This is a genomic window from Xanthomonas nasturtii (assembly GCF_023337365.3).
Lineage (GTDB): Bacteria > Pseudomonadota > Gammaproteobacteria > Xanthomonadales > Xanthomonadaceae > Xanthomonas > Xanthomonas nasturtii.
In genome coordinates, this window is sequence record NZ_CP142084.2 from 3,738,901 (window position 1) to 3,750,790 (window position 11,890).

Here is an 11,890-nt window from a genome sequence, read left to right on the forward strand (position 1 = left end):
AGACAGATGTGACGATGGCCAACCCCGATAACGACACCAGCCGACTCGATGCCGCAGCCAGAGCGGGCTGGCTGTACTACATCGCCGGCAACACCCAGGACGAGATCGCACGCAAGCTCAAGGTCTCGCGCGCCACCGCGCAGCGCCTGGTGTCGTTGTGCCTGAGCCAGCGGTTGATCACCTTCCGGCTGGAACATCCGATCGCCGCCTGCATGGATCTGGCCGCGCAGCTGCAAGACCGTTTCGGCATGCGCTATTGCGAGGTCGCGCCCACAGATCCGGCCGACCCGCACCTGGTCACCGGGGTCGCCGAACGTGCCGCGGCGCTGCTGGAATCCACCCTGCGCAGCGACACCCCGAGCATCATCGGCATCGGTACCGGCCGCGCCATGCGTGCGGCGGTGGAGCGCATTCCTGCGATGCAGACGCGCAATCATCAGTTGGTGTCGCTGGTCGGCAACATTTCCCCGGACGGCTCCGCCAGCCCGTTCGATGCAGTGGCGCGGCTGGCCGACCTGACCGGTGCGCAGCACTACCCGATGCCGCTGCCGGTGTTTCTGTCCTCGCAGGAAGAACGCGAAACGCTGTTGGGGATCGAAGCAGTGCGCCGGGTCCGCGCGATCGCCGCAAAGGCCGACCTGCGCCTGGTCGGTGTTGGCCAGCTCGATCAAACCGCGCCCCTGCATGTGGATGGTTTCATCAGCCGCACCGAACTGCTGGACCTGATCCGGCTGGGTGCGGTGGGCGAAGTGATCGGCTGGGCGCTCACCGCAGCCGGCGACATCATCGATGCAGGCACCAACCTGCGGTTGACCAGCGTGCCGCACCCGGTGCCGGCAACCAGCCTGTCGATCGGCGTAGCCGTGGGCAACGCCAAGGTGGGTCCGATCAAGGCCGCGCTGAAGGGCCGCATCCTCAACGGTCTGATCACCGACGAGCACACCGCCAAGGCGTTGCTCGCCAGCTGAGCGGTGCCATCGCGGCGGGCTCGATCGCAGTTCATTGCTGAAATTTCCCGGCGATTGCGGGCGCTTTGGCGTGCGCTGCGATGCTGCGCTGCAAGATCGAAAGTGCTTTACAGCGCGGCGAGGTCGTGGGCATATGCGCACCACACGGGCATTTGCTCAACCAACCTCAAGCTGAGGCACCGGTATGAACACTTCGATCAAGACCCTGATCTGCGCGGGACTGAGTGCAGCACTGGCGGCATGCGGCGGCGGCGCGAGCAACAGCGGCGCTGCGTCCAAGCCAGACACCCTGGTGATCGCCACGGTCAACAACGGCGACATGATCCGCATGCAGAAGTTGACCTCGGATTTCACCGCCACCCATCCGCAGATCAAGCTCGAATGGGTCACCCTGGAAGAGAACGTGCTCCGCCAGCGCGTCACCACCGACATCGCCACCAAGGGCGGCCAGTTCGATGTACTGACCATCGGTACCTACGAGGTGCCGATCTGGGCCGAGCGCGGCTGGCTCAAGCCGCTCACGTTCGATGCGGACTATCAGGTGGACGATCTGATCCCGCAGATCCGTGATGCGGCCAGTCACAACGGCCAGCTGTATGCCGCCCCGTTCTACGCCGAAGGCTCGATGCTGATGTACCGCACCGACCTGCTGCAAAAGGCCGGCTTGAGCATGCCGGCGCAGCCGTCGTGGAGCTTCGTGGCCGAGGCCGCCCGCAAGATGACCGACAAGCAGGCCGGCATCTACGGCATCTGCCTGCGCGGCAAGGCCGGCTGGGGCGAGAACATGGCCTTGATCAGTGCGATGGGCAATGCCTTCGGTGCGCGCTGGTTCGACGAACAGTGGAAGCCGCAGTTCGACCAGCCGGAATGGAAAGCCGCCCTGCAGACCTATGTGGATGTCATGAAGCAGGCCGGCCCGCCGGGCGCCGCGTCCAACGGCTTCAACGAGAACCTTGCGTTGTTCACCGCAGGCAAGTGCGCAATGTGGGTCGATGCCACGGTGGCCGCATCGTTCATCAGTAATCCGAGCGAATCCAAGGTCTCGGACAAGGTCGGCTTTGCTGCGGCGCCGGATGCGGGCAAGGGCAAGACCACCGGCTGGCTGTGGGCCTGGAATCTGGCCATCCCGGCCAGCTCCAAAAAGGCCGACAAGGCGCAGGCCTTCATCGCCTGGGCCACTAGCAAGCACTACACCGAGCTGGTGGCCGGCAAGGAAGGCTGGGGCAATGTGCCGCCGGGGACGCGCCAGTCGCTGTACACCACGGCCGAGTACCTCAAGGCCGCCCCCTTCGCCAAGCAGACGCTGACTGCCATCCAGGGCGCCGACACCCATCGCCCCACGGTCAAGCCGGTGCCGTATGTCGGCGTGCAGTACGCGGCCATCCCCGAGTTCCAGTCGATCGGCACCACCGTGGGCCAGCAGTTTTCCGCGGCGCTCACCGGCTCGATCAGCGTGGATGAAGCATTGAAGAATGCGCAGGCAGCGACCGAGCGCGAGATGCAGCGGGCCGGCTACCCCAAACGCTAGCTGCAGGGCGCAACGTGCAGGTTCGAGGGCCCGGGCACCCTGCCCGGCCCATCCCTGGCCACAGACATGCTCCGGCGTCACGGCGCCGCATCTACTCCACGAGGCAATCGATGAAGATCAGGCACACCACACCTGCGCTGACGCTGGTGCTCGCCGGTCTGGCCTGCATGCAGGCCAGCGCCCAGGCATTCGACCCGGACAAGCATATTGGCGGCGACTGGGGCGGCCTGCGCAGCCAGCTGGCCGATGACGGCATCCAGTTCAAACTGGCGCACTTCAGCCAGACCGCCCACAACACCTCCGGCGGGCTGCGCGAGCGCACTGCCTATGCCGATCAATTCTTCCTGGGCGGCTACTTCGACCTGGACCGGCTATGGGGCTGGTCCGGCGCCGATTTCAAACTGGAGATCACCAATCGCAACGGCGAGTTGATCAACAACACCGCCGGCATCCCCACGCTGTTGCAGTCGCAGCAGATCTTCGGGCGCGGCGATGTCACACGCCTGACCCAGTTCTCGCTGACCCAACGCCTGTTCGACGACAGGCTGACCCTGAAGGCCGGCCGCCTGTATCCCAGCGCCGATTTCTTCGCGCTGAACTGCAACTACCAGCACCTGACCTTCTGCAGCGGCGGCTCGTCCAACTACATCAGCAACAACTGGTATGGCGACCCGCTCAGCGCCTGGGGTGGTGTGGCCACGTTCAGCCCGGACAAACGCTGGTTTTTCCGCGTGGGCGGCTACGACGCCAACCCGCAAAACCGGTCAACCGACCAGGGCCTCAAGCTCGGCACCTCCGGCGACGACCACGGCACCATGATCGTCGCCGAAGTGGAGTACAAACCCGACTACGGCAACGGGATCGATGGCGACTACCGCATCGGTGCAACCCGCAACAGCAACGATCAGCTGCGCGTCTATACCCGCTCGGGCGTGCCGACCAGCCTCGGCACCGATCCGGCCGCGCTGCACGACACCGACCGTGCGTTCTACGCCAATTTCGAACAACAGGTCACCAGCAATGGTGCCGGAGGCGGTTTGCGGCTGTTTGCAAGCATCATCGACGCCGATGACGAGGTCAGCACCGTAGGCCAGGTGCTGGCGATCGGCGGGTTCTGGAAAGGTCTGTCCGCTGCGCGACCCAACGACCGCGTTAGCGTGGCCGTGGGCCGCAATGCGCTCAGCAATTCATTGCGCACGGCGCAAACCCGCTACAACCAACGCTTGCCCACAGGCACGACGGCCATTGGCGTGCAGCGCTACGAATACCCCATCGAGTTCAATTACAACATCGCCGTCAGCCGCGGGATCGAAGTCATGCCCAGCGTGCAGTACATCCGTCATCCGGGTGGGCTGGATGGCGACAACGCCACCATTTGGGGCCTGCAGGTCAGCCTGAACTTCTGACGCACCACCGGCCGTGCGGTCGACGTGTCCCTCTGCGTCGACGCATGCGGCCACTGCCATGCATTGCAGGCGCGCTGCCTGCCTCCACCCTGGACCTTGCCGATGGCTACGCACCAAACGCAAAAACTCGCACGGTTTCTGATCGCCCCGTCGATCGTGCTGCTGCTGGCCTGGATGATCGTGCCGCTGGCGATGACGGTGTGGTTTTCCACGTTGAACTACAACCTGCTCACCCCGGAAAAGACTTTCGTCGGACTGGGCAACTACCGCTACTTTCTGGGCAACCCGGCGTTCATGTCATCGTTGGGCAATACCCTGTTGCTGGTCGGGTCGGTACTGGCGATCACTGCGGTGTTCGGCGTGCTGATCGCATTGCTGCTGGATCAGGTATTCGTGGGCCGCCGCATCGTGCGCTTGCTGTTGATCGCGCCGTTCTTCGTGATGCCGACGGTGAGCGCGCTGATCTGGAAGAACCTGCTGATGCATCCGGTGTCCGGATTGCTGGCGTGGCTTTGGCAAAGCGTTGGGCTGACGCCGATCGACTGGTTCACCCAGTACCCGATGTTTTCCATCATCGTCATCGTGGCCTGGCAATGGTTGCCGTTTGCGGTGCTGATCCTGCTGACCGCACTGCAGTCACTGGATGAAGAACAACAGGAAGCCGCGCTGATGGACGGCGCCGGCACGTTCGATCGCTTCTTCCATCTGACCCTGCCGCATCTGGCGCGCCCACTGACCATCGTGGTGTTGATCGAAACCATCTTCCTGCTCACCGTGTTCGTGGAGATCTACGTCACCACCGGCGGCGGGCCCGGCCTGCAGACCACCAACCTGGCGTACCTGATCTATTCGCAGGCACTGCTGCAGTACGACGTGGGTGCCGCCTCGGCAGGCGGATTGATCGCCGTGGTGCTGGCCAATATCGCGGCCATCTTCCTGGTGCGCATCGTCGGCAAGAACCTGGAGACCTGAGATGGCACGTCGTACTCCCACGCTGCAGATACTCGTCACCACGGTTGCCGCATGGGTGGTCGGCGGGGTGATCTTCTTCCCGATCCTGTGGATGCTGCTGACCAGCTTCAAGACCGAAGTCGATGCGTTTTCCAGCCCGCCCAGCTTCGTGTTCTTCCATTGGACACTGGAGAATTACATCGCCGTGCAGGGCCGCAGCGACTACTTCGCGCATGCCTGGAATTCGGTGGCGGTGTCGGTGGGGTCGACCCTGATCGCGCTTGTCATCGCCATCCCTGCTGCATGGTCGATGGCGTTCTCGCCGACCAAGCGCACGCGCGGCATCCTGTTGTGGATGTTGTCCACCAAGATGCTGCCGCCGGTGGGCGTGCTGGTGCCGATCTATCTGCTGTACCGCGATTCCGGGCTGCTGGATACGCAGCTGGGCCTGATCATCGTGCTTTGCCTGAGCAACCTGCCGATCATGGTCTGGATGTTGTTCAACTACTTCAAGGACATCCCCAAGGACATCCTGGAAGCGGCGCGCATGGATGGCGCCACCATCGGCAAGGAGATCCTTTACATCCTGGCGCCGATGGCAGTGCCCGGCATCGCGTCTTCGCTGCTGCTCAACGTGATCCTGGCCTGGAACGAGGCGTTCTGGTCGTTGAATCTGTCCTCGTCGCAGGCCTCGCCGTTGACCGCGTTCATCGCCTCGTACTCAAGCCCGGAAGGCCTGTTCTGGGCCAAGTTGTCGGCCGCCTCGACGATGGCCATCGCACCGATCCTGGTGCTGGGCTGGTTCTGCCAGAAGCAGCTCGTGCGCGGGCTCACCTTCGGCGCGGTGAAGTAGCTCACTCAACTTTGATAGGTGGTTCATGGGACGCATCACGCTGCAAGGTGTCAGCAAATCCTTCGACGATACCCAGGTCATCCACGGCGCGGATCTGGAGATCGACGATGGCAAGTTCGTGGTCTTCGTGGGCCCGTCCGGCTGCGGCAAGACCACGTTATTGCGCTTGATCGCCGGGCTGGAAGACGTCAGTGGCGGGCGCATCCTCATCGATGGCCAGGACGTGACCGGCCTGGCGCCGGCCAAGCGTGGATTGTCGATGGTGTTTCAGTCATACGCGCTGTATCCGCACATGAGCGTGCGCAAGAACATCGCCTTCGGCCTGAAGATGGCGCGCGTACCCAGTGCCGAGATCGAGCGGCGCGTGGCGCAGGCCGCCACGGTGCTCAACCTCACCGATTATCTGGACCGCAAACCCGGGCAGTTGTCCGGCGGCCAGCGCCAGCGCGTGGCGATCGGCCGCGCCATCGTGCGCGAGCCAAAGGGCTTCCTGTTCGACGAGCCGCTATCCAATCTGGATGCCGCCCTGCGCGTCCAGATGCGCCTGGAAGTCACGCGCCTGCAGAAGCAGCTCAAGACCACCGCGGTGTACGTCACCCACGACCAGGTCGAAGCGATGACCATGGCCGACGAGATCGTGGTGCTGCAGGCCGGACGCATCGAGCAGGTGGGCACGCCGCTGGAGTTGTACGAGCGCCCTGCCAACGTGTTCGTGGCCGGCTTCATCGGCTCGCCGCGCATGAATCTGTTGCAGGGCGAGGTGGCCGCGCGCCATGGCGCAGTCACGCTCGGGGTGCGCCCGGAACATATCGCCGTGCAGCGCGGCAACCCCGCACCCGGCAGCGGCGATGCCTGGCAGGGCAGCGTGATCCAGGCCGAGCATCTGGGTAGCGACACCTTCGTCTACGTGGCGATCCCCGGCGTGGGCACGATCGATGCGCGCTGCACCGGCGATCTGCGCGTGCACGTTGGCGAGACGGTGACCCTGATCCCCGACCCGCAGCATCTGCACCGCTTCGACGCGCAGCAACAGGCCATGCGCTGAGCGCGCCACTGCCTCGTTGTTCCTCCCATGTACTCCTCCCCGTTTTCGCTTCCTCCCCCACGATCAAGACCAGCAGGAGATATGCCGATGTATCTGGACAAGTTCAAACTCGATGGCCGCGTGGCGGTCGTCACCGGTGGCGGCCGTGCGATCGGCCTGGCGATCTGCGAAGCGCTGGCCGAAGCCGGTGCCAAGGTGGTCATTGCCGATCACGATGGCGCTGTGGCCGAGCAAGGCCTGGCCACCCTGCGCAGCAAGGGCCTGGATGCGCAGATCGTGCAGATGGACGTCACCGATTCGGCACGCGTTACCAGCGTGGCCGATGCATTGAACGCCCAGTTCGGCAAGGTCGACATCCTGGTCAACAACGCCGGCATCGCGCGTAGCCAGACCCCGGCCGAAACGGTCACCGACGAGCACTGGCTCAATGTCATCGACGTCAACCTCAATGGCACCTTCTGGTGCTGCCGCGCGTTCGGCAAGCACATGCTGGACAGCGGCGACGGCGTGATCGTCAACGTCGGCTCGATGTCCGGCTTCATCGTCAACAAGCCGCAGGCGCAGGCTTACTACAACGCCTCCAAAGCGGCGGTGCATCACCTGACCAAATCGCTGGCCGCCGAATGGGGCGCACGCGGCGTGCGCGTCAATGCAGTTGCGCCGACCTACATCGCCACGCCACTGAATGCCTTCGTCAAGGAAGACCCGGCGATGTACGACGCCTGGATCGGCGGCACGCCGATGGGGCGGCTGGGCGAAGTGGAAGAAATCGCTTCGGTGGCGCTGTTTCTGGCCTCCCCCGCCGCCAGCCTGATGACCGGTAGCATCGTGCTGGCCGACGGCGGCTATACCTGCTGGTAAACCATGCAACCGACCAACGAGGCAATCTACATCGGCGTGGACGTGGGCACCGGCAGCGCCCGCGCCGGGCTGTTCGACGCGCGCGGCCAATTGCTCGGCACCGCGCGCCACCCCATCCAGACCTGGTACCTGCCCGGCGAGATGGTCGAACAATCGTCGACAGACATCTGGCAGGCCTGCGTGCAGGCGATCCGCGCCGCGCTGGCGCACACTGGTGTGGACGCTGCGCAGGTGGCCGGCATCGGCTTCGATGCCACTTGCTCGCTGGTGGCGGTGGCCGCCGACGGCGGGCCGGTGTGCATCAGCCCCAGCGGCCAGGCCGAGCGCGACGTCATCGTATGGATGGACCACCGCGCCATTGCCCAGGCCGCGCACATCAACGCCACCGACGAGCCGGTGCTGCGCTATGTCGGCGGGCAGATCTCGCCGGAAATGCAGACCCCCAAGCTGCTATGGCTCAAGCAGCATCTGCCCGACAGCTACACACGTGCCGCGCATTTCTTCGACCTGGCCGACTGGTTGAGCTGGCGCGCCACCGGCAGCACTGACCGTTCGCTATGCACGGTGACCTGCAAATGGACCTACGTGCAGCACGAAGGGGGCTGGAGCCGGCGTTACTTCGAACGCATCGGCCTGGGCGACCTGCTGGACGACGCGGCCGCACGGATCGGTAGCAGCGTGGTGCCGCCGGGCACCGCGCTGGGCCAGGGGCTGACGGCGCGCGCCGCGGAAGAGTTGGGCCTGCGTGCGGGTACGGCGGTGGGCGCAGCGTTGATCGATGCCCACGCCGGTGCCATCGGCACGCTCGCCAGCCCGTCCGCAGATGGCCAGCCGATGCCGCTCACCGCACGGTTGGCCTATATCTTCGGCACCTCGGCCTGCGTGTTGGCCAGCACGCAGACGCCGTGCTTCACGCCCGGCGTCTGGGGGCCTTACGGCTCCGCACTGGTTCCAGGGCTATGGCTCAACGAAGGCGGCCAATCCGCCGCCGGCGTGGCAATCGACACCCTGGTGCGCTCGCACCCGGGCTATGCCGACGCCCAGGCACAGGCGGCCGCCGCAGGCCAGGATGTGCTGCAGTGGCTGGAAGAGCGCGTGCTGGCGCGCGTGGGCAGCGCGTCCCAGGCCGCCGTGCTGGCGCGCCGGCTGCATGTGCTGCCGGACTATCTGGGCAACCGTTCGCCCGATGCCGACCCCAACGCGCGCGCGATGATCGCCGGGCTGACCATCGATCACGATCTGCAAGGCCTGGAAGCGCTGTACGTGGCCGGCATCTGCGGCCTGGGCTACGGGCTGGCCGAGATCATCGATGCGCTGCGCGCGCAGGGCGTCAGGTTCGACAGCGTGATCATGAGTGGCGGCGCCAGCCACAGCCGCCTGGTCCGCCAATTGATGGCCGATGCCTGTGGCGTGCCGGTGCAGGTCGCTGCCACCGCCGAACCGGTGCTGCTGGGCAGCGCGATGCTGGCCGCGGTGGCCAGCGGCGGATTCGGCGACCTGCCCGCGGCGATGTCGGCGATGAGCGGCCTGGGCGCGAGTACCGCGGCAACGCCGGAAGACATCGCACGCTTGCATGCCGCAAAGCGGCGCGGATACCAGGCCATGCAGGCGCTGGATCGGCAGCTGCGCCGCACGATGGAAGGCGCCGGCAAAGAATGACTGCTGACGCCAGCGGCGTGCGCGGCAAGCACGTGCGTTGTTGGCGTCGGTCTGACGACCAGCGCGCGGGTCGGTTGGCTGCACTGCATCGACGTCGATAAGCGCATCGTCGCGGGCAGCGGTGGACGGAACGTGCGGCGCGCAGCATGCACGCCACACGGCAGCGCAGCGCGCGAGGTCCAAACTCGTCTCACCGCGCCACAGTCATCCTGCCGCATGCGCCATGCCTCAAAACGCAAACAGCCCGCACAAGGCGGGCTGTCCGGATAGCGTCGGCCACCGCAGTGGCGGGTGGCGATCAGTCGTCGTTCTTGGACATGTCTTCGTCGGCCACCACTTCGGCGGCGGCCCATTCCAGCGCTTCGCGCTCGGCACGCTCGCGTTCGGCCTTTTCGACTTCGTCGATCAGCGCGTTGTCGATCCGGCGTGCGGCGATCTCGCGCAGTGCCATCACGGTGGGCTTGTCGCTGGCATCGGCGTTTTCGATCAGCGGCTGTACGCCGTTGGCGAGCTGACGGGCGCGCTTGGAGGCCATCATGACCAGCTCGAAACGGTTGTTCACGACTTCCAGGCAATCTTCTACGGTAATGCGGGCCATGCGGGCTCCCGGCGACCAGCAACGGCCGCGCATCGAATGAGGGAAAGGGGGCGGAGTGTACGCCGCCGCCGCTGGCCGGGCAACCAGCGAGCGTTCAGTTTACTTTGAAATCAGCAACTTGGGCCGAGTCTACCCACCCGCACGTCCGTCCGGGTGCGCAGAACATCCCTTGCATACCCGGCTGTGAGCCGATCAGCCGCCATCCGCGCAGTCCACACCGCTACGCCGGCAGATCACCACACTGCACGGCGTTGGCGTCGGAGCAAGCGCGCAGACATCGAGCATCACGCGCCTGTAAGCAGAGACGACGAGCTCAGTCCAGCAGCGCCTGGATCAACCCGGCGTGCCGCTGTTGCTGTGCCTGCCGACGCAACCGGCTGGCGGTGAAGATGGCGCACATCTCCGAGACCGCGGTGTCGAAGGTCTCGTTGATGATCACGTAATCGAACTCTTCGAAATGCAGCATTTCTTCGCGGGCGGCAGCCAGGCGTTGCGCCATCACGTCCTCGCTGTCCTGCCCACGCTTGCGCATGCGCTCGTCCAGCGCCTGGCGCGAGGGCGGCAGGATGAACACGCTCACCGCATCGGGCACTTTCTGACGCACCTGGCGCGCGCCCTGCCAGTCGATCTCCAGCAGCACGTCGTGACCGGCAGCCAGCTGCGGCTCCACCGACTGCCGCGCGGTGCCTTTCCAGTCGCCATGCACCAGCGCGTATTCGAAGAAATCGCCCGCCTCGATCATGCCCTGGAACTCGTCGGCGGAGACGAAATGGTAGTGCTCGGCATGCCGCTCGCCCGGCCGCGGCGCGCGCGAGGTGAAGGAGATCGACAAGGCGATCTTCGGGTCGCGCGCCAGGGTGGCGTTGACGATGCTGCTCTTGCCGGCGCCCGAGGGGGCCGCAACGATATAGAGAGTGCCGCGCATAGGTCAGGGATTCGGGATTGGGGAGTCGGATGTCGCGAACGAACTGCGGACCGGTACCACCGGGGTCGACATGCTACCGGGATTGGCTTCGGCCCGCTGAAACGCGAGGTTGCCGTCGACCAATTCCGAATCCCCAATCACCAATCCCGGCTACTCGATGTTCTGCACCTGCTCGCGGATCTGGTCGATCAACACCTTCAGATCCACGGCGGCATTGGAGGTGCGGCTGTCCACCGATTTGGAGCCCAGGGTGTTGGCTTCGCGGTTGAATTCCTGCAGCAGGAAGTCCAGGCGGCGGCCGACCGGCTCGCGCTGCTTGAGCACGCGGCGGATTTCGGCGATGTGGCTGGACAGGCGGTCCAGCTCCTCGTCCACGTCGAGCTTCTGCAGCCACAGCACCAGTTCCTGCTCGGCACGGCCCGGTTCCACCGGATGCGGCAGATCGGCCAGGCGTGCGGCCAACTTGGCGCGCTGCCCTTCGCGGATCACCGGAATCAGGATGCGCACCTCGGCGGCAATGCGTTCGATCGCATCCACCCGCTCGCTGATCGCCTCGGCCAGCTTGCTGCCTTCGCGCTCGCGTGCGGCGACAAAGCTGTCCACCACCTCGTCCAGCAAGGCCAGCGCCTGCGCCTGCAGCGCGGGCGCGTCCACGTCCTGCACCTGCAGCACGCCGGGCAGTTGCAGCAAATCGGTGAAGCCCACCTGCAGCTTGGGAAACAGGCCATCCAGCCGCGTGGCCAGCGCGCCCAGTTCCTGCAACAACGCTTCGTTGACCGCCAGCGTCTGCGCGTTTTCGGGCGCGCGCAGGCGCAGCGTCAGATCCAGTTTGCCGCGGCTGTTCTTCGCTGCCACGCGCTCACGCAGCAACGGCTCCAGCGCACGCAATTCCTCGGGCAGGCGCGTACCCACTTCCAAAAATCGATGGTTGACCGAGCGCAGCTCGCAACCGAGCGTGCCCCAGGGCGTGATGCGTTCGCCGCCAGCAAACGCGGTCATGCTTCGGATCATCGTGAATCCCGTGCCGTCAAAGCGCGAATGGTACCCTAGCGGCCCTTGCCGGCTGCCTGCACGCTGCGCACTGAAGCCAGACCCA

Annotated in this window: 11 protein-coding genes; 8 read left to right on the plus strand and 3 right to left on the minus strand. The window is 65.4% G+C overall.

Translation table 11 applies throughout. The features are described from left to right. The first annotated feature begins 14 nt into the window (after positions 1-14). The 8 genes from M3O59_RS16240 to M3O59_RS16275 all read left to right on the plus strand — a co-directional run bounded on the left by M3O59_RS16240 (position 15) and on the right by M3O59_RS16275 (position 9,271). Positions 15-968: a sugar-binding transcriptional regulator gene (locus M3O59_RS16240; RefSeq protein WP_005996784.1), complete on the plus strand. Its 954-nt coding sequence runs from the start codon at positions 15-17 to the stop codon at positions 966-968. Positions 969-1,152: 184 nt separating this feature from the next. After that, on the plus strand, positions 1,153-2,496 hold the full coding sequence (locus tag M3O59_RS16245) for an ABC transporter substrate-binding protein (protein WP_116905241.1): 1,344 nt from the start codon (positions 1,153-1,155) through the stop codon (positions 2,494-2,496). A 110-nt stretch (positions 2,497-2,606) separates the two neighbouring features. After that, a complete protein-coding gene (locus tag M3O59_RS16250) occupies positions 2,607-3,902 on the plus strand; it encodes a carbohydrate porin (RefSeq protein ID WP_116905242.1) in 1,296 nt (431 codons plus the stop codon). 102 nt (positions 3,903-4,004) lie between these two features. Continuing rightward, positions 4,005-4,874: a carbohydrate ABC transporter permease gene (locus tag M3O59_RS16255; RefSeq protein ID WP_116905243.1), complete on the plus strand. Its 870-nt coding sequence runs from the start codon at positions 4,005-4,007 to the stop codon at positions 4,872-4,874. Position 4,875: 1 nt separating this feature from the next. After that, the gene (locus M3O59_RS16260; protein ID WP_064634282.1) at positions 4,876-5,706 is read left to right on the plus strand and encodes a carbohydrate ABC transporter permease; all 831 of its coding nucleotides are present in this window, start codon (positions 4,876-4,878) and stop codon (positions 5,704-5,706) included. 25 nt (positions 5,707-5,731) lie between these two features. Beyond that, entirely contained in the window at positions 5,732-6,751 is a 1,020-nt protein-coding gene (locus tag M3O59_RS16265; protein ID WP_116905244.1) for an ABC transporter ATP-binding protein, read from the plus strand. An 87-nt stretch (positions 6,752-6,838) separates the two neighbouring features. Further along, positions 6,839-7,612 carry an SDR family NAD(P)-dependent oxidoreductase gene (locus M3O59_RS16270; RefSeq protein WP_064634325.1) on the plus strand — a complete coding sequence of 258 codons (774 nt, stop codon included), beginning with the start codon at positions 6,839-6,841 and terminating at the stop codon, positions 7,610-7,612. 3 nt (positions 7,613-7,615) lie between these two features. Next, positions 7,616-9,271, plus strand: coding sequence for an FGGY-family carbohydrate kinase (locus M3O59_RS16275; RefSeq protein WP_116905245.1), 1,656 nt, complete (start codon positions 7,616-7,618; stop codon positions 9,269-9,271). Positions 9,272-9,569: 298 nt separating this feature from the next. On the opposite strand, the gene rpoZ is transcribed toward M3O59_RS16275, so the two are convergent. The 3 genes from rpoZ to M3O59_RS16290 all read right to left on the minus strand — a co-directional run bounded on the left by rpoZ (position 9,570) and on the right by M3O59_RS16290 (position 11,805). Continuing rightward, positions 9,570-9,869, minus strand: coding sequence for a DNA-directed RNA polymerase subunit omega (rpoZ, locus tag M3O59_RS16280; protein ID WP_002812428.1), 300 nt, complete (start codon positions 9,867-9,869; stop codon positions 9,570-9,572). Positions 9,870-10,182: 313 nt separating this feature from the next. Then, a complete protein-coding gene (gene gmk, locus M3O59_RS16285; protein WP_005996765.1) occupies positions 10,183-10,794 on the minus strand; it encodes a guanylate kinase in 612 nt (203 codons plus the stop codon). 150 nt (positions 10,795-10,944) lie between these two features. Continuing rightward, positions 10,945-11,805 carry a YicC/YloC family endoribonuclease gene (locus M3O59_RS16290; RefSeq protein WP_064634290.1) on the minus strand — a complete coding sequence of 287 codons (861 nt, stop codon included), beginning with the start codon at positions 11,803-11,805 and terminating at the stop codon, positions 10,945-10,947. Positions 11,806-11,890: the final 85 nt, after the last annotated feature.

Coding starts and splice junctions, on each gene's coding strand:
- M3O59_RS16290 (WP_064634290.1), bottom strand. CDS start 11,805: ATGATCCGAAGCATGACCGCGTTTGCTGGCGGCGAACGCATCACGCCC.
- gmk (WP_005996765.1), bottom strand. CDS start 10,794: ATGCGCGGCACTCTCTATATCGTTGCGGCCCCCTCGGGCGCCGGCAAG.
- M3O59_RS16250 (WP_116905242.1), top strand. CDS start 2,607: ATGAAGATCAGGCACACCACACCTGCGCTGACGCTGGTGCTCGCCGGT.
- M3O59_RS16260 (WP_064634282.1), top strand. CDS start 4,876: ATGGCACGTCGTACTCCCACGCTGCAGATACTCGTCACCACGGTTGCC.
- M3O59_RS16255 (WP_116905243.1), top strand. CDS start 4,005: ATGGCTACGCACCAAACGCAAAAACTCGCACGGTTTCTGATCGCCCCG.
- M3O59_RS16265 (WP_116905244.1), top strand. CDS start 5,732: ATGGGACGCATCACGCTGCAAGGTGTCAGCAAATCCTTCGACGATACC.
- M3O59_RS16245 (WP_116905241.1), top strand. CDS start 1,153: ATGAACACTTCGATCAAGACCCTGATCTGCGCGGGACTGAGTGCAGCA.
- rpoZ (WP_002812428.1), bottom strand. CDS start 9,869: ATGGCCCGCATTACCGTAGAAGATTGCCTGGAAGTCGTGAACAACCGT.
- M3O59_RS16270 (WP_064634325.1), top strand. CDS start 6,839: ATGTATCTGGACAAGTTCAAACTCGATGGCCGCGTGGCGGTCGTCACC.
- M3O59_RS16240 (WP_005996784.1), top strand. CDS start 15: ATGGCCAACCCCGATAACGACACCAGCCGACTCGATGCCGCAGCCAGA.
- M3O59_RS16275 (WP_116905245.1), top strand. CDS start 7,616: ATGCAACCGACCAACGAGGCAATCTACATCGGCGTGGACGTGGGCACC.